The 17,361-nt window shown below is 41.9% G+C and carries 19 protein-coding genes; 9 read left to right on the top strand and 10 right to left on the bottom strand.

The window, feature by feature from the left end; genetic code table 11:
* Positions 1 to 3 precede the first annotated feature (3 nt).
* The gene (locus tag ACXAEA_RS05415) at positions 4 to 204 is read right to left on the bottom strand and encodes a hypothetical protein (RefSeq protein WP_475094917.1); all 201 of its coding nucleotides are present in this window, start codon (positions 202 to 204) and stop codon (positions 4 to 6) included.
* A 114-nt stretch (positions 205 to 318) separates the two neighbouring features.
* On the opposite strand from ACXAEA_RS05415, the gene dacB reads away from it, so the two are divergent.
* Together dacB and ACXAEA_RS05405 are read left to right on the top strand one after the other, a co-directional pair.
* Positions 319 to 1,803 (top strand): D-alanyl-D-alanine carboxypeptidase/D-alanyl-D-alanine endopeptidase, encoded by a 1,485-nt coding sequence (gene dacB / locus ACXAEA_RS05410; RefSeq protein WP_475094916.1) that lies wholly within the window; start codon positions 319 to 321, stop codon positions 1,801 to 1,803.
* A 537-nt stretch (positions 1,804 to 2,340) separates the two neighbouring features.
* A complete protein-coding gene (locus tag ACXAEA_RS05405) occupies positions 2,341 to 2,889 on the top strand; it encodes an MEDS domain-containing protein (RefSeq protein ID WP_475098059.1) in 549 nt (182 codons plus the stop codon).
* Positions 2,890 to 3,182: 293 nt separating this feature from the next.
* Here the strand turns inward: ACXAEA_RS05405 and ACXAEA_RS05400 are convergent, their stop codons facing one another.
* Together ACXAEA_RS05400 and ACXAEA_RS05395 are read right to left on the bottom strand one after the other, a co-directional pair.
* A complete protein-coding gene (locus ACXAEA_RS05400) occupies positions 3,183 to 4,625 on the bottom strand; it encodes a spore germination protein (RefSeq protein WP_475094915.1) in 1,443 nt (480 codons plus the stop codon).
* A gap of 197 nt (positions 4,626 to 4,822) precedes the next feature.
* On the bottom strand, positions 4,823 to 5,410 hold the full coding sequence (locus ACXAEA_RS05395) for a cell wall hydrolase (RefSeq protein ID WP_475098058.1): 588 nt from the start codon (positions 5,408 to 5,410) through the stop codon (positions 4,823 to 4,825).
* A 565-nt stretch (positions 5,411 to 5,975) separates the two neighbouring features.
* Between ACXAEA_RS05395 and katA the strand changes: the two genes are divergently transcribed.
* Entirely contained in the window at positions 5,976 to 7,436 is a 1,461-nt protein-coding gene (gene katA / locus ACXAEA_RS05390; RefSeq protein WP_475094913.1) for a catalase KatA, read from the top strand.
* On the opposite strand, the gene ACXAEA_RS05385 is transcribed toward katA, so the two are convergent.
* The 4 genes from ACXAEA_RS05385 to ACXAEA_RS05370 all read right to left on the bottom strand — a co-directional run bounded on the left by ACXAEA_RS05385 (position 7,424) and on the right by ACXAEA_RS05370 (position 10,229).
* Complete coding sequence (locus tag ACXAEA_RS05385; protein WP_475094912.1) at positions 7,424 to 7,750, bottom strand: hypothetical protein; 327 nt, start codon at positions 7,748 to 7,750, stop codon at positions 7,424 to 7,426. The two genes, katA and ACXAEA_RS05385, sit on opposite strands and share 13 nt — an antisense overlap.
* 363 nt (positions 7,751 to 8,113) lie before the next feature.
* The gene (locus ACXAEA_RS05380) at positions 8,114 to 8,749 is read right to left on the bottom strand and encodes an FMN-dependent NADH-azoreductase (protein WP_475094911.1); all 636 of its coding nucleotides are present in this window, start codon (positions 8,747 to 8,749) and stop codon (positions 8,114 to 8,116) included.
* A gap of 177 nt (positions 8,750 to 8,926) precedes the next feature.
* On the bottom strand, positions 8,927 to 9,796 hold the full coding sequence (locus ACXAEA_RS05375; RefSeq protein WP_475094910.1) for a VOC family protein: 870 nt from the start codon (positions 9,794 to 9,796) through the stop codon (positions 8,927 to 8,929).
* 25 nt (positions 9,797 to 9,821) lie between these two features.
* The gene (locus tag ACXAEA_RS05370; protein ID WP_475094909.1) at positions 9,822 to 10,229 is read right to left on the bottom strand and encodes a DoxX family protein; all 408 of its coding nucleotides are present in this window, start codon (positions 10,227 to 10,229) and stop codon (positions 9,822 to 9,824) included.
* Positions 10,230 to 10,413: 184 nt separating this feature from the next.
* Between ACXAEA_RS05370 and ACXAEA_RS05365 the strand changes: the two genes are divergently transcribed.
* The gene (locus ACXAEA_RS05365) at positions 10,414 to 10,722 is read left to right on the top strand and encodes a winged helix-turn-helix transcriptional regulator (protein WP_475094908.1); all 309 of its coding nucleotides are present in this window, start codon (positions 10,414 to 10,416) and stop codon (positions 10,720 to 10,722) included.
* A 307-nt stretch (positions 10,723 to 11,029) separates the two neighbouring features.
* Positions 11,030 to 11,242: a methionine aminopeptidase gene (locus tag ACXAEA_RS05360; protein WP_475094907.1), complete on the top strand. Its 213-nt coding sequence runs from the start codon at positions 11,030 to 11,032 to the stop codon at positions 11,240 to 11,242.
* Positions 11,243 to 11,332: 90 nt separating this feature from the next.
* Here the strand turns inward: ACXAEA_RS05360 and ACXAEA_RS05355 are convergent, their stop codons facing one another.
* Positions 11,333 to 11,728, bottom strand: coding sequence for an HIT family protein (locus ACXAEA_RS05355; RefSeq protein WP_475094906.1), 396 nt, complete (start codon positions 11,726 to 11,728; stop codon positions 11,333 to 11,335).
* Between the two features lie 333 nt (positions 11,729 to 12,061).
* Positions 12,062 to 12,514 carry a DinB family protein gene (locus tag ACXAEA_RS05350; RefSeq protein ID WP_475094905.1) on the bottom strand — a complete coding sequence of 151 codons (453 nt, stop codon included), beginning with the start codon at positions 12,512 to 12,514 and terminating at the stop codon, positions 12,062 to 12,064.
* 260 nt (positions 12,515 to 12,774) lie between these two features.
* On the opposite strand from ACXAEA_RS05350, the gene ACXAEA_RS05345 reads away from it, so the two are divergent.
* On the top strand, positions 12,775 to 13,290 hold the full coding sequence (locus ACXAEA_RS05345; RefSeq protein ID WP_475094904.1) for a DoxX family protein: 516 nt from the start codon (positions 12,775 to 12,777) through the stop codon (positions 13,288 to 13,290).
* A 105-nt stretch (positions 13,291 to 13,395) separates the two neighbouring features.
* Here ACXAEA_RS05345 and ACXAEA_RS05340 read toward each other — a convergent pair whose 3' ends face one another.
* Positions 13,396 to 13,725, bottom strand: coding sequence for a phosphoribosyl-ATP pyrophosphohydrolase (locus ACXAEA_RS05340; protein WP_475094903.1), 330 nt, complete (start codon positions 13,723 to 13,725; stop codon positions 13,396 to 13,398).
* Between the two features lie 206 nt (positions 13,726 to 13,931).
* Between ACXAEA_RS05340 and ACXAEA_RS05335 the strand changes: the two genes are divergently transcribed.
* From ACXAEA_RS05335 to ACXAEA_RS05325, 3 genes are all read left to right on the top strand, one after another.
* Complete coding sequence (locus tag ACXAEA_RS05335; RefSeq protein ID WP_475094902.1) at positions 13,932 to 14,813, top strand: LysR substrate-binding domain-containing protein; 882 nt, start codon at positions 13,932 to 13,934, stop codon at positions 14,811 to 14,813.
* Positions 14,814 to 14,975: 162 nt separating this feature from the next.
* Entirely contained in the window at positions 14,976 to 15,701 is a 726-nt protein-coding gene (locus ACXAEA_RS05330) for a beta-ketoacyl-ACP reductase (RefSeq protein ID WP_475094901.1), read from the top strand.
* Between the two features lie 45 nt (positions 15,702 to 15,746).
* Positions 15,747 to 17,342: an acyl CoA:acetate/3-ketoacid CoA transferase gene (locus ACXAEA_RS05325; RefSeq protein ID WP_475094900.1), complete on the top strand. Its 1,596-nt coding sequence runs from the start codon at positions 15,747 to 15,749 to the stop codon at positions 17,340 to 17,342.
* Positions 17,343 to 17,361 lie beyond the last annotated feature (19 nt).

Raw genomic sequence — 17,361 nt, 5'->3', positions numbered from 1 at the left:
TTCCTAAACCTGACTGTTCTCTTGTCCAGCCTGGGCATACAGTAGAATTTCCCTGAAGATGCCTGCAGCGAACAGGCAGCCTGCGAGAAGGGCCAATGATCCGTACAGCGGGTCAGTTACTTTAGAAAAAATTAGTTGGGCGTAGAAGTAAAATCCTGCTCCGATGGCTACAATGAGTAAGGCGTTCCACAAGTACCGGTACATTTTTTTCCCTCCTGAACCTTATATTAGTTTAAAGATTATCATAGACTCTAATAGTTGTTTATTGGGAAATTTCATGTCGAATCCATAGAGCGATGAAAGGAGTGAAGTAGAATTTTGAAACCAAAATCCACGGCAATTTTCATTTTTGTACTTGTCATCATCTTGGCCACAATTCCATATTTCCATACAGAGGAACCTCCTGCCCAGGCAATTCAGCCAAGCGGAGACCTGGCAGCAGAAATCAATGCTCTTTTAACAAATGAACCAGTACTAGAAGGGGCTTTGGCCGGAGTGAGCATCAGGTCTGCAGAGGATGGAACCGTGTTGTACGAGCATATCGGTGATACGCGCCTGCAGCCTGCCTCTGTTTTAAAGCTGTTCACTGCCGCAGCTGCGTTTTCCGTTTTAGGCGGGGATTACCGCTTTTCGACAGAGGTATTGACAGATGGAAAAATCAGCGGTGAATCCTTGTCAGGAAACTTGGTCTTAAAAGGGAAGGGTGACCCGACGCTGCTTCCAGCTGATTTTGACGAAATGGCCCGTGCAATCAAAGAAAAAGGGATAATGAAAATTGATGGTGATTTGGTCGCAGATGACAGCTGGTACGACGAGATCCGCTACTCTGAAGACCTGACCTGGAATGACGAACATCAATACTATGGTTCACAAATCTCAGCACTGACTGCTGCACCAAACATGGATTATGATGCCGGCACAGTCATCGTCAATATCCTCCCAGGAAAAAAAGGGAAAGCAGCTGCAATTTCAGTTGAGCCTGAAACCGGCTATGTAAAAATCATCAACGAAACGAAAACCGTCGATTCCAAAGGCAAATACGATATTAACATTGAGCGGGAGCATGGCACGAATACAGTCTATGTAAAAGGCACCATTCCAGAAGGTGCTGGTAACGCCCGCGAATGGGTGGCTGTATGGGAGCCTGCCCTTTACGCAGCCAGCCTTTTAAAGAATTCCCTTGAGGCGAAAGGGATAGAGGTTGTTGGGAAAATAAGAAAAGGCACTGTTTCCGAGAGGAAAACTGTACTCATTTCTCATAAATCGATGGCATTGTCGGATCTCATGATTCCTTTCATGAAGCTTAGCAATAATGGCCATGCCGAAGTGCTTGTAAAGGAAATGGGAAAGGTTGTCAAGGGCGAAGGAAGCTGGGAACAAGGGCTTGAAGTCATGAATGCTGAACTAACCAGGCTCGGTGTGAACACCAGCCAACTCGTTTTAAGGGACGGTTCAGGAATCTCTCATGCAAACCTCGTCCCAGCCAATGAAATCACAAGCCTGCTCTATCATGCCCAGAAGGAAAAATGGTTCCCGGATTTTCAGCATTCACTTCCAGTTGCCGGCGCCAGTGACAGGATGGTCGGGGGAACAATGCGAAACAGGCTGAAGGATGAACCACTGAAGGATCGGATCATCGCTAAAACAGGCTCGCTGACAGGGGTTAGCACGCTCGCAGGCTATGTAAAAACAAACAGCGGAGAGACTCTGATTTTTACAGTCTTACTGAATAACCTGCTGGATGATACAAAAGGCAGGAACATCGAAAATCACCTTGTTAAAATCCTGGCCAGACAGCCCTAATTGATAAAAATCCATTTCTACTGAGATTTCAAAAGGTTATTTATGCCGAAAAAACACTCGTTTGACTTCTTAATTGATAATAGAAAATAAAACTCGCCACGGCTAGCAGGTTTTGTTATCTGTCACACACTTTACTTTTGTAAGGCAAATAGACCATCGAAATGTAATAATATTTGATGGTCTATTTTTATTGCTATAAAGGCATTGGTTTTACTAAATTCGCTTAACGTCATCGTTAAGCGAATTTTGTTTTTGCAATACGTCCTCTTTATATAAGCGCCCGTTTATTTAAGTACATTTCTTCACAATCTTAACTATAAAAACTAGACGAAATTCTTTTTTAATACCATTCCTTTTTATGACAAAATTTTCACACATTTTTTACGAATTACTGTTATGCTGGATTAAGAGTCTAGTTGATGGGTGCTATGGAGGCCCTATTCCAATACTTCTTCATAAAATAACTGAGAGGAGTTTTTTCGCTGGTTTGATGAAGAAATACGTTGACATTAGATTGGGAGTGCTTTGTTGGAAAAAATGCATATAAAACCGGTCAACCACCTTAAAAACCTTACCGAGGGACATATATTATATATTTTCGAGAACATAGAAGAGTATGTAAAAAATGTAGTGGACTTTGTTGTTTGCGGTTTGGAACAGAATCAATATTCCATAATAATAGAAAATGATCGAATAAATCTACAGTTGAAAAAAAGTCTAGCGAAGATATTGACTAAAAGCCAATTAAATAATGTATTCATCATAAATAACTATGATTTTTATTATGCTAAGGGAGATTTCCAATGTAATTCAATCTTCGAATATCTCCCGAAATTAATTGACGGTTATTCAGAAGGGGGATTTTCTGTACGAAGCTGGGCTCACGTAGAATGGGGAGATGAGCGAGAAGTGCAGAATAAATTAACAACCTCTGAAAAAGAAGCAGAAGTAATTGTAAGTGAAAAAAGACTTCTCTCTGTTTGCGCCTACGATTCAGATAGGGTCAGTGATGATCTTGAAGGAAGGCTTATAAACCGCCACAACTTTTTTTTGAATAAACGAAAAAATAATCCAGCAACTACTTGATAGCAGGCTTTCAGAGAAGTGGAAAAAATGGAATACACAAAACCACTTAAAAAGATTGATTCACTTGACTCCTTAGATGAACAGACATCGAATAGTCTGTTGGGAGCGATCGCACACTCTCCTGCCATTTCGGTTCGATTCGACAAATACTCAAAGCGATTTAAGCCCAAGCCAAACATAAGCAATAAAAAAGCTCTAAGGAAACATTCCTTGGAGCTTTCAGATTGTAGAGAAACCTCTCTTCGAACTTTTTTGATGGTTGTCTTTTTGCAACATGAAGTTATTTTTCACAGTTAATCTTGATCTTCGGAATAAGTATGTTTGCTATCAATAAGTTTCTGCAAATCTTCTCTGTAAAATGTATCTTTCCATTCCTGCATTTTAAATGGAATTAAAGGTGAAAGATAAGGAACACCCACTGACTTTAGACTCACCATATAAATAATCAGAAGGGTTGTTCCAACGATCATACCGTTGAACCCCAAAAAATTAGCAATAATCAAAAAAAGTACTCTTAAAAGGGCATCCGCTTCCACAAGTCCTCTGTTAGCCCCTAAGAAACTAGACAGAGCTGTAATCCCTATAACGATCAGACTAACTGGGTGGATTAATTTTGCAGTAACCGCTGTTTCACCAATTACGATTGTTCCGATTAAAGAGACCAAGATTACCGCGCTTTTCGGAAGACGAAACGAAACATCTACTAGCATTCTTATCAAAAATAAGAGAATCGCAATTTCCCAAAAGGTCGGCAATAGCTCTTCCTTCGAAATGAGCGCTTTTGAAATCTTATTTGGCAGGTCATCTTTATGGAAATTTGCAATCGCGATATAAACGCCAGGCAAATATACTCCCAATATAAAGGCGATCAATCGTATTAATCGGCTTGTTAACCTGCCCATCGATATGTGATAGTCATCAGGGGCCTGAAGGAAATCAATAAATAACGCAGGGGCGATGATGGCGAAAGGGTACCCATCAACAATAACTGCCACCCTTCCTTCAAATAAGGATGAAACTACCCCGTCAATTCGTTCTGAATGTCTTACACGCGAAAAAAAAGACTTTGGTTTTCCTTCTAATACATCCTCTATTACTCTTTCACTAAGGACATACTTAATGGTAAGGCTTTTTAGCCTCTTTTTAACTTCTTTTAAAATTCCTTTATCAACAATGCCTTCTATATATAATATCGAAACAGATGTTGGCGAAAAATAGCCAAATTCCACTGTTTCTACACAAAAATCAGGAGTTTTCAATGAACTTCTTATCAAATTAATATTGGTTTTCATTTTTTCTGTCAAACCAATTTGCGGTCCTCTTACAGACCGTTCTCCTATTGATGATTCGATGCTTCTTTCCACCCACTTAGGAGATGGCACAATAATTCCTTTTCGATACCCGTTAATCAGTAACACGGTACTTCCTTGTACGATGGCATCGGTCAATTCCTTATACTGAGTGGTCGTTTTCACATCCGCCGACTCAATAATTCTTTCAATCATTTGATCAATTTGTGATTCCTTAAAACCTACAGTCCTGAATGGTTCTAATAAAGGCTTAACCACATTTTCCTGAATAAGATCCAAATCAATAATTCCATCCAGATAGACAACATTTATTTCAAAAGAATCTTTAAAGCCCACCTTAATCTTTCTAACAATAAGGTCAGAAGTATCGTGAAAAGTATTCCTTATATTCATGATATTTTCTTTAAGGCTTTTTTGAATTTCCATGTTCGGCATCCTTCTTCCTCCCGTAATGTTAGTATTAGGAAATGGCAAAATACTATACTTATTCACGGAAACTGTGAAGGATGAAAAGGAAAAAGGCTGCTTTTTTGCAATTACAATTTAAAATGCGCACATAAAAAAATGACGTATGAAAATTCATACATCATTTCTTGTGTCCTTTTTATCTATATAGATTGCAATTATTTCGCAAATCTGTGGCTGCCGATCGTCACTGTTACTTCTCTTGAGAATACCCATTTGCTTACTGCCGTTTTCGGGTTAAAGAAGAATAGTGAACCTTTTCCTTGTCCTCTGAATGCGAGGGCTTCTTTTACAGCCTTCTTAGACTCTGCATCCGCCGGCTTATTGATTGCGCCGTTTTTCACCGGTGTAAATGCATAATAGCCATTCGATTTTTCATAGATGACGCCCTTGACCGTATTAGGGAAATCAGGGCTTGCTACTCTATTCAAGACAACAGTCGCTACTGCAACTTTCCCTGCATATGGCTCGCCTTTTGCTTCAGCGTGGACCAGACGCGCAAGAAGATCCTGATCTGCTGCAGATACCGTCGCAGCCGGGATTGTCAACTTTTGTCCTGGATATAGTAGATTGCTAGTTCTATTATTCGCTTTTTTCAATTCTGTCAATGGCACACCATATTTGCTGGCCACTCCCCAGAGTGTGTCCCCGCTTTTCACCTGGTATGTTGCCGCTTCTGCAGCTGCTCCCATTGAAAATAAAGATAAGGATGCTACAGCTGTCAGCGCTGCCAATGTCTTTTTCATTTTCTTCATTTTTCATTCCTCCCAGTAGAGTTGCTCTCTTTCTCTACTGATAAGGCTAGCAGTTGTAACACAGTGATTCATCGTCCAATATGTGGCATCTGGGAGCGCCCACTTCCAGCTATTGATATAGCTTGGTTTGTATTAAACGCGGTAGTTTATTCCAATCCAGGTTTGTTTCCTTGTCTAACCAGCACTGTCATTATTCGGTTCAATTTTTACATAGCGTTACAGATTTGTAACTTCGCTATTATTTCACTTTGATTTATTGGCAAAAACAAAGTATTTCGACCAATTTATGCAATATTTCAGCGAATTCTTCAACAACTAATTTAATGTTAAATCGCCCACTTTTCACAATATCTCGACCAACCTATACGAAACTTGCGCGAATTCCATAAAAGGAAAATACCCTTCAAATTCGGATAGCGCCATACATTTGATTATAGAGGTTTTATCAAATTATACTAATTTCTAATTTGTAATAATTATAATTTAGTATTGATTTTTAATTGAAAGTTGTTATCATTTAGTTATAACTAAAATACATGATAAAGGCGGGTTGAAAATGAGCAATAGTCAAAAGAAACATCTTACTACAAGCTGGGGAGCGCCGGTTGGGGACAACCAGAACTCCATGACGGCAGGACAAAGAGGTCCGACTTTAATTCAAGACGTACACCTTTTAGAAAAATTGGCGCACTTTAACCGTGAGCGTGTGCCAGAGCGTGTTGTGCATGCAAAAGGTGCCGGAGCTCATGGCTATTTTGAAGTGACAAATGATGTTACTGAATTCACGAAGGCTGCATTCCTTTCAGAGGTTGGCAAGAGGACACCACTTTTCATTCGTTTCTCGACAGTTGCGGGAGAGCTTGGATCAGCTGACACTGTTCGTGATCCGCGTGGATTCGCTGTGAAGTTTTATACAGAGGAAGGAAACTATGATATCGTCGGGAACAATACTCCAGTATTCTTTATCCGCGACGCAATCAAGTTCCCTGATTTCATCCATACACAAAAAAGAAATCCTCAGACACACTTGAAGGATCCAAATGCAGTTTGGGATTTCTGGTCATTATCACCTGAATCGCTTCACCAGGTCACTATTTTAATGTCTGATAGAGGCATTCCTGCTACATTACGCCATATGCATGGCTTTGGCAGCCACACGTTCAAATGGACAAATGCTGAAGGAGACGGTGTCTGGATCAAGTACCACTTCAAGACAGAGCAAGGAGTGAAAAACCTTACATCTGAAGCAGCTGCAAAAATCGCAGGAGAAAATCCTGACTACCATACAGAAGATCTATTCAATGCAATCGAAGCTGGCGACTTCCCTGCCTGGAAGCTTTATGTGCAGATCATGCCTCTAGAGGATGCGAATACTTACCGCATCGATCCATTTGATGTTACAAAGGTATGGTCACAGAAAGACTATCCATTGATTGAAGTTGGCCGCATGGTATTGGACCACAATCCGGAAAACTACTTCGCGGAAGTTGAACAGGCTACATTCTCTCCTGGAAACCTTGTGCCTGGCGTCGATGTATCACCTGATAAAATGCTTCAGGGCCGCCTGTTCGCATACTCGGATGCACATCGGTACCGTGTGGGAGCGAACCACAATCACCTGCCAATCAACAGGGCGAGATCGGAAGTGAACTCCTACCAGCGTGACGGCCAGATGCGTTTTGACGGCAATGGCGGTAAAAGCGTAAATTACGAGCCTAATAGTTTCGGTGGCCCAACTGAAGTGAACGAGCACAAGCAGGCGTCCTTCCCTGTCAGTGGCGTTGCCGAAAACGTTGGCTACGACCACTACGACCATTACACCCAAGCCGGTGACCTGTACCGTTTGATGAACAAAGAAGAACGCGAGCGCCTTGTTGCAAACATCGTAGCAGCAATGAAGCCTGTGGAGCGCGCCGACATCAAACTCCGCCAGATCGGCCACTTCTACAAGGCAGATCCTGAATACGGAACACTTATCGCTAAAGGTCTCGGCCTGCAGGTGCCTCAGGAAGTTTGATAGATGAAACGGATGTCCTTTAAGGGCATCCGTTTTTTCCTGCCTGCTTTTATAATGCAATCGCGATAGCGTTGATGACTGAAACTTTTCTGTGATTTATACCCCTGACAGGTCCCATACCGCTTCTTTATGTGACCGGTTTCTCCATTCCTTCCCTTGACCGGGCACATATCCAAGGTTTTCGGTCCTTCATCAACTCTATGACGGACACTTTTCTCCACTTCCCATGGGTTTTGTCCTTCATCAACTCTATGACGGACATTTTTCTCCACTTCCCATGGATTTCTGTCCTTCATCAACTCTATGACGGACACTTTTCTCCACTTCCCATGGGTTTCTGTCCTTCATCAACTCTATGACGGACATTTTTCTCCACTTCCCATGGATTTCTGTCCTTCATCAACTCTATGACGGACATTTTTCAGCGCTTGCCATGGATTTCTGTCCTTCATCACTCCGATGACGGACATTTTTCTGCGCTTGCCATGGATTTCTGTCCTTCATCACTCCGATGACGGACATTTTTCTGCACTGCCCATGGGTTTCTGTCCTTCATCACCCCGATGACGGACACTTTTCTCTAGGTTCCAATGAATTCTGTCCTTAAGAAAAAAAGAAGCTGTCAAAAGCTCTAAAAATGAGCTTTCGGACAGCTTCTAACTTCGGCTACTAGTTTTTTAGAATGTATGTGCCAAATCCTTAGCACGGGCGATTCCGTTTTCTTTGATTTCCTGTGCTTTTTCAGGGTTCGCATTTTGCCCTTCTAGATACAGGCATTCAGTAGAAGGTACACCGAAGAAATTCATGATTGTTTCGATGTAGCGGTGTCCCATTTCCATGCTTGCTGCTGGTCCTTCTGAGTAGTAACCTCCGCGAGCCTGGATGTGAAGGGCTTTTTTATCTGTCATTAAGCCCACTGGGCCTTCCTGTGTATATCTGAATGTTTTGCCTGCCACTGCGACAGCATCAAGGTATGCTTTCATCACAGGTGGGAATGAGAAATTCCATAGTGGTGTGACAAAAACAAATTTGTCTGCTGCTGTGAACTGGTCAACGAGTTCAGCAAGACGGCCGATCTTTGCCTGCTCTTCTGTTGAAAGCGCTGAGAATTCCGTACCTTTCTGCAGCTTTCCCCAGCCGCCCAATACGTCTGCATCGATATACGGAATGTGTTCTTTAAATAAGTCCAGATGAATAACTTCATCGTTCTGGTTCTGAGATTTGTATGTTTCGATGAATGCTTTTCCTGCAGCCAAACTGAAGGACTGTTCTTCAGTCAGCGGATGTGCTGTGATGTATAAAACCTTTGCCATGATGCAATTCCACCTATCTAGTTTAAAATTTCGCAACTATTTCGATATAAATAAATCTTGAAATTAAAATAGTTTACTTCGAGATAATACTCCGGTTTGAACGTTAGGTCAATTTAAATGCTTACTGGAAAATCCTTCTAAGATCCGTGGCCAATCAAGCGGATTTTTTCAAAGCACTTATCCTTCCCTGCTGCCTGCTGATACCAGATTGATACGGTTTCCTGAAGGATCAGAAGTAATATACACACCATTTTCACTTGTAACAGTTGCCCCTATTTCTTCTAGCCGGACAATCGTTTCATTTACTGCATGTACGTTTGGCAGTATCAATGTAAATGATTGCAGCCCGACACTATTGATTGACGGTACAGGTGCTCCAACCCCATTCCATGTATTCAGTCCAATATGGTGATGATAGTGGCCGGAAGAAATGAATAGAGCCTGTGATCCATAACGGCAAACCACTTCAAATCCAAGACCTTTCGTGTAAAAGTCCTCTGTATTGGCTAAATCAGAAACATGCAAATGGATGTGACCCATGACTGTGTCTTCTGGCAGGCCATTCCACAATCCATCCACTCCCTCTGCAAGCAGATTTTCTGCATCCAGAGCTTGGGTAGCCATCACCACTTCGTTATTATTCCAATCCCATTTTGATGCTGGGCGATCTGTATAGATTTCAATCCCATTGCCATCAGGATCCGCTAAATAAAGGGCTTCACTTACCAGGTGGTCGGATGCCCCCTGAAGAGGATAGCCTACCTTTACAAAGTGCCTTACTATATTTGCTAAATCAGAACGCTGGGGCAATAAAAGCGCAAAATGGTATAGTCCCGAGGTTCTTGCCTGTTTTGGTATGACGTCTGCTGGCTGTTCAATCGAAAGCAATACTTTCTCTCCGTCAGCAGTCAGCTTTGCTGAACTTTCAGTTTGCTCATATACTTTAAATCCAATTACTTCCTTATAAAAGGCAAGTGCGCGCTCTAAATTTTGGACCTTAAGATTGACCTGTCCTACGAAAGTAACTGGTGGCTGATGAAAATTCATATATGATTCCTCCTTTTGATATTGCTTAAGCTTTTTTAGATTGAAAAAGAACATTATCCAAAGCGAAAAGCGACTTATTTGTCATTGCAAGATAAATAGAGATTGCCAATAAAGCTAAGTCCAATTCATATCCAACCATCTGGCCGTTTCCAAGGAATCCTCCAGCCAGCTTTACTTTTACAATAGCAACAGCTAGAACGACCGCAAATAGGATTGAAATAATTCTTGTCCCCACTCCCAACACCATTGCCAAGCCGCCAACTAATTCGATGAGCGCTACCAGATACGCTGTGAAACCTGGCAATCCAAGGCTGTCAAAGAAACCAACTGTGTTTTCAATTCCTCCCTGGAACTTTGCTGCACCATGAATTAGAAATGTGATACCCAATATTACCCTTAAAATCGTTGCGCCTGCTTCATTATTTTTTATCATTGCCTTTTCCTCCAAATTAATTTTTTCGAGTATATTAACTGCAGTTGAATATATAATTCGTTAGTTACTTACTTTATGTAAGTTATTATATTTTTTGTTATAAGGTTTCGTCAAGTAATTATTTTATAAAAAGTAATTTATTTTTTCTTTCGTATGTTTATAATATAAGTAAGGAGTGATGGAGATGGATAAGTCGATTTGTCCCAGATTTGAAAAAGCCATGACCATCCTGAGCCAGCGTTGGACTGGATTGATCATATATCAGCTGCTTTCAGGGCCACAGCGGTTCTGCACAATTGAATCTTCCATTGGAGTCAGTGGTAAAGTTCTTTCCGATCGGCTGAAAGATTTAGAGAATGAAGGAATTATTAACAGAGAAGTCTATGCAGAAACGCCCGTCAGGATCGAATACTCACTAACTGAAAAAGGGAAGGCTCTCGAACCTCTTATGAGGGATATTGAAAAATGGTCCCAGAGCTGGCTGGAAGCGTGAATATATTTTCAAAAGGGAATTAAAAGAAGCACTCGATCATCGTCGAGTGCTTTTTTGCGTAGAAAAAGACACATGAAAATTCATGCGTCTTTTCAAATATCTTCTATCTATCTTCCTAAAAATGAATTCAACATCCAAATATGCTTTTCTAAGCTTGGGATTAGATAGCAGCAAATCATGCCTCCTTTAAATTTTCCAGACAAGTTCTGTGCTAGTACCGGCGCAAAATGCAAAATTCTCCATAAACTATACATAAAAACAAATAAATTTCTCCAAACTATATGAATAGAACTGGAGGTGAACGCACATGGGATTGTTCAATGCGATTAACCAGTGGAGAAATACTAGATATGAGAACCATGTTACGAATATGAAGGATCAGAATAAATGCCCTGACTGCCATGGAAGAGGGTATTATGCCTTTTCTGCCAATGAGTTTGTCTATTATGCCGCTCCATACGAATGCCCTGGCTGCAATGGAAGTGGTTTGTATGCAGACTGGAACAATAGTTCAAATTAAACAATGGCCCCTGCTTTCGGCAGAGGCCATTCTTCTTTGTTCAATAGACTGTTTTTTTACCAGAGATTCAAACATTCTCCAGCAGAGGAATCATTTTCGTTTATTCTCTTCCTGCTTGATCCAATACCTGATGCCCTTCCCGGCAAAAGGCTCGTCCCTGAACCGTGGAATGACATGCAAATGAGCATGGAAGATTGATTGCCCACCAGCCTTCCCTGTATTCCAGCCCACACTGTATCCATCGGGAGAAAATTTCTCATCAAGAATCTCCTTGGCACCCAGCAGCAATTCTCTTGAATCATTCCACTCCTGCTCTGATAACTCAAATACATCCTGTTTATGCAGTTTCGGAATAATCAGCCCGCTCCCTTGAAGGACTTTCTGCTCTGATTCCTTCTGGATGAAGTAACAACTCTCATTCTCGAGGACAATCTCCTGCTCTTCATCTGTAAGTACGCTGCAATATGGACAATCATTTATGTACATCTGCCTGCCTCCTAAGAAAAGCGCAAGCGCCTTGTTCAGCCCCGACAAGCGCTGGAGGGCCGACCGGTGAAGTCGCTCTTTGACTTCATTGGCCGGACCGAAATCGAAATGTGTAGGCGACTGCCCAACTCCGAAAAGCGCTGGAGGTCCTGACAGTGAAGTCGCTCTTTGACTTCATTGGCAGGACCGAAGCGTCTCGAGGAGTTAGGAGCCGCAAAAAGACAAGCGTCTCGAGGGGCTAGGCGCTGGAGCTCGACAATTCTCAAAGTGAATTTAATACTTTCTTATCTCCTAAAAAAACAGTGCCTCAGGACACTGCTTCTGTAAAATCTATTACTTTACCAATTTCTTCATCGCATGAATCTGGCCAAGATGATAGGATTCATGAAACAACGCCATGTTGGCAAGTTCCCCGAATGTTTCCAGTCCGAGAAAAGGCTTTTTCAACTTTTCATCAAGCATCTCTGCCGGAACTTCTTTAAGCCAGCCCAGCTGTGCTTTCAATTGTTCGGTTAATACAGCAACAGAAGGGATGTCCCCGCTCCACTCAGATGGCCTTGTCCCATTGCCGAAAAGCTGTACATAATTCTCCGGGAGATAAGTTGACTTTTTCGGGTACCCCATCATGAATTGTTCGGTAACCGTGAGAACATGCCCGATGTTCCAGTGGATATTGTTATTAAAGCCATCTGGCTGAACACTTGCCTGTTGTGGAGTGACTCCTTCAATTTCCCTTAGAAAAAAACCCCTCGTCATTTCAAAATGCTTAAATAATAGTTCGCTCATAGTATTACTCCCTCCTGCTTGTACTTCATATTATCTTTATTCTAAATTTACCCAGTGTATGCTGCAAGGATTAAGAACGGCCTTTCAACCAATACCTTAATAGGTATTTTTTTAGCGCAAAAGGAAATTCTCTGACAAATTTTGTTCAAAACATTATGGCTGATATGTGACTTCACATTATTTTCACAGATTTATTAAATTCCATTTGATATTTTAAAAATGTAATAATCATTCATTATTTTTGAAGGGAAGCGATTTAGATGTTCGCGAAATGGTTAAGGGAAAACAATGTTGCTGCTGGCCTGTTGACTGTGATTCGTGTATGGCTTGGATACAACTGGATGACTGCTGGATGGGGCAAGCTGACTGGGGAAGGGTTTAATGCCACAGGATATTTGAAAAATGCTGTCGCCAACCCGGTAAAAGGTCCGGATGGAAACATGGTGTACGGCTGGTATGTGAACTTCCTTGAAAGCTTTGCGATCCCGAACGTGGAACTCTTTAACTTTATCGTCCCACTTGGTGAATTCCTCGTCGGCCTCGGATTGATCCTTGGTACGTTGACAACTGCCGCCATGTTCTTCGGCCTAGTGATGAACTTCAGTTTCTTTCTTGCAGGAACAGTATCCCATAACCCGACTGACATCTTCTTCGGCTTCATCATCCTGTTCGCAGGTTACAATGCTGGAAAATATGGATTGGATCGCTGGGTCATTCCTTTCATCTCCAGGACTGTTTTCAAAAAAACACCCGAGGCAGCGTATAAAGCTGCTTAATAAAAGAAGCTGTAGTGTTTGTGCATGATCCGGAATTACTTTAATAAGATATTCGCAAAAAATCCCCTCCGCTGAAAATTAGCGGAGGGGATTTTATATGCTTGTTTAATTTCCAGACAAGCTTTTCAGAAGAATTTTTTTCCTAAAGCCTCCGCTGCGGTTCTTTTTCAGCTGGCGCATGAATTCCACTTCAGACTCCGTGATGCCGCGATGCTCTGCAATCGCATAGACTACTTCAAGCAGGTCGACGATTTCACCAAGCAGCCTGTCCGTTCCGGCAGAGCGGAATTTTTCAACTTCCTCATTGAATTTTTCCATAAGTTTCTCACTATACTGACTGCTATCCAATACTTCAAAGTCCACTTCTCTACCCTTTTCCTTCATTAATTCGGGAAAATAATCTCTTACAAGTTTGTTATATTCCTTTTTCTCCATGTCAAGTCTCCTTTTGCTGTCCTATTGATAAACATATCCCTAAATTTATGTATTCAAACGCAATTCAGTAGATTCCCATTTATCACGGAAATATTGGTAAAAAAAGATTCCACCATTTGTTCAGATGTTTAACCCCATGCATTATTTTTCAAAGTCATGTTTGTGTTACAATATTCACACTGATGGACAGATGACGGAGGATTGACATGGATACACGACAATTGGCGTATTTTGTTCAGGTTGCGAAAGACAATAGTTTTACGATTGCAGCAAGGAATCTCCACCTATCCCAGCCTGCTTTAAGCAAAATGATCAAAAAACTGGAAGAGGATCTTGGTGTCCAGCTCTTCGACCGGTCTGAACACAAGATGGCTTTGACAGATGCTGGAGAAAGGCTGTTTGACGAAGGACAAAGGCTGCTGCTGGAAATGGATTCGATTACAGAATCGATCCAGGATACGAAGAATCTAAGAACAGGGAATGTCAGTGTTGGAATTCCCCCTGTCATTGGGACAAGCTATTTCCCTCCGCTGATTGCCAATTTCCGGCAAGAATACCCTGGAATCAATCTGTCGATCATTGAAAATGGAGCAGTCACCGTTTATGAAATGGTTGAAAAAGGGTTTGTTGACCTCGGGCTTGTCATTTTGCCAGAGCTTTCTGACCGGATCGAATATATTCCCGTGACGGAGGATCAAGCCGTACTGATTGTTCATAATGACCACCCGCTGGCAAGCAGGGACAAGGTTGTCTTTGAGGATTTAAAGAATGAATCCTTCGCTCTTCTCGATGAGACTTTCCTGCTCCACCACCATGTTATCAAAGCCTGCAAGGAAGCTGGATACGAACCCAATATTTACTTCAAGAGCTCACAATGGGATTTCCTTACTGAGCTGGTTTGCCTCAATCAGGGCATTACGATTCTGCCCCGGCCGATACTTGCAAGGTTCAACAGCAAGAGCATCAAGCAAATCCCGATTGATCATCCCGCTATGAAATGGCGCATCGCGATCATTCTCAAAAAGAATAAGTATATCTCATTTGCGGCAAAGAAATTTATTGAATTTGTAAAAGAACATATAAAATAGAATCCTAAACAGGAGTGCAAGGGGTATACCTTGCACTCTTGTATTTTTCGTACCATAACCAAAAGTTATCACAGATATGATTAATATGTATTTTCATTTATTCCTGCTAACGCTTACATTAAAAAGAGTACTAATTATAGATCATGTAGGGGGCTTACATTTATGAATAGAATGGAAGGCAAAGTTGCTATTGTTACTGGAGGAGCACGAGGTATTGGACGCCAAATTGTGGAAACGCTTGCACAAGAAGGCGCGAAGCTAGTTTATTCTTTAGATATGGGTACTGGTGAATATGAATTACCAAATGTGCGCCACGTGCAGCTCAATGTAACGAAGCGTGACCAAGTTGCGAAATTTGTCGAAGAGGTAAAAAATGAGTTTGGAACAATTGATGTGTTAGTAAACAATGCAGGAATCACTCGTGATGCCTTGATTCAGAAAATGACTGAAGATATGTGGGATGCAGTTATTGATGTTAACTTGAAAGGTGTTTTCAACCTTACACAGGCTGTTGCGCCAATCATGATGGAAAACGGAAAAGGTTCCATTGTCAGCATCTCATCTGTTGTTGGAGTATACGGAAATGTCGGCCAGACGAACTATGCAGCAACTAAAGCCGGTGTAATCGGCATGACTTATACATGGGCGAAGGAGTTCACGCGTAAAGGAGCAGCGGTCCGCTCAAATGCAATCGCTCCAGGCTATGTAGAAACAGAAATGATGGCAACCGTACCTGATAAGGTGCTACAGCCAATCAGGGAAAAAACACCGCTTGGCCGCCTTGGAAAGCCTCAGGAAATCGCAAACGCAGTGCTGTTCCTTGCAAGCGATGAATCCAGCTATGTCAATGGCCACGTCCTTGAGGTAACTGGCGGATTAAGATTATAACCTAACCTTGGACAAAACAAGAATACAGACCATGAGGTGTTAACCATGTCTACTGTAAAAATCATTACATCAAAAGAAGCAGCAAACCTGATCACCGACAATGCCGTTCTCGGCCTGGGCGGATTTATCGGGGTAGGCGTTGCCGAAGAAGTCTATATAGAAGTAGAAAATAGATTCCTTGAAAACCAGTCTCCAAAAAATTTAACCCTGGTTTATGCAGCAGGAAATGGTGATGGTGTGGATCGCGGCATGAATCACTACGCTCACGAAGGGCTTGTAAAAAGAATCATCGGCGGGCATATGGGACTTGCCCCAAAGTTCCAGCCTCTTGTTGTTAATAACATAATTGAAGCGTATAACCTTCCACAGGGTGTCATTTCACAAATGTTCCGTGATGGAGCAGCAGGCAAACCGAGAACGATTACCCATGTCGGACTTGGAACCTTTGTTGATCCTGACCTGGATGGCGGGAAACTGAATGAAGTAACAAAAGAGGAAATCGTTGAAAAAATAAAGTTCGATGACAAATCTTATCTTGCCTATAAAACTCAGAAACTGGATTTTGCTCTATTGAAAGGTTCTGTCGCTGATGAAAACGGTAATATTAGCTTTGAAAAGGAACCGCTCACACTCGAGATTCTTTCAATCGCCATGAACGCCCGCAACAGAGGAGGAAAAGTAATTGTACAGGTAGAAAAACTCGTAAAAAGCGGATCAATCGATCCAAAGCTGGTTGCCATTCCGGGGATTCTTGTTGATTATGTTGTCATTGCCGAAAATGCGGAAAATCACATGCAAACGTTTGGTACCCAGCATAACGAGGATTTTTACCGTGGCGATGTCATTCACAAGCAATCAGATCAAACTTATCCGCTAAACGAGCGCAAGGTTATTGCCCGCCGTGCAGCAATGTTATTGAATGAAGATATAAAAGTACTAAACTATGGAATCGGAGTGCCAGAAATTATTGCGAAAGTCCTTCAGGAAGAAGGTATGAGCGATCAGTTCACGCCAACATTAGAACCTGGTGCAATTGGCGGTACCGCAGCAGGCGGACTGGATTTTGGCTGCTCAATCGGCCCGCAGGCAATCATCGATCAGCCATATATGTTTGATTTTTACGATGGCGGAGGAATTGATGCAGCATTTCTGGGACTGGCTCAATGTGATGCTAAAGGAAATATTAACGTTTCGAAGTTCGGTCCTAAAATTGCTGGATGCGGTGGATTCATCAATATTACCCAAAACGCGAGCCAAATTGCATTTTGTGGAACCTTCACTGCCGGAGGGTTAAAGGTGCAGGCAGCTAACGGAAAGCTTGAAATCCTCCAGGAAGGCAAAGCAAAAAAATTCGTTGAAGACGTTGAACAGATTACCTTCAGCGGCGATGTGGCCAGAGAAAACAAGAAAAAGGTTATTTATATAACTGAACGCGCAGTATTCGAACTCTTGCCAGAAGGATTAACTCTTACAGAAATCGCTCCTGGCGTAAATCTTGAAAAGGAAATATTGTCCCAAATGAATTTCAGGCCTTTGATTGCCAAAGACTTAAAATTAATGGACAGCAGGATTTTCACAAACGAGCCGATGGGTTTAAAAGATTTGAAACCTTCGAGCTTCCGAAAAATAGCAGCAATCTAATCAATCATAACTTTTGTTT

Source organism: Mesobacillus sp. ABV4_180 (genome assembly GCF_056158485.1).
The sequence above is the reverse complement of the archived record's forward strand: the minus strand, read 5'-3'. Positions and strand labels throughout refer to the sequence as shown.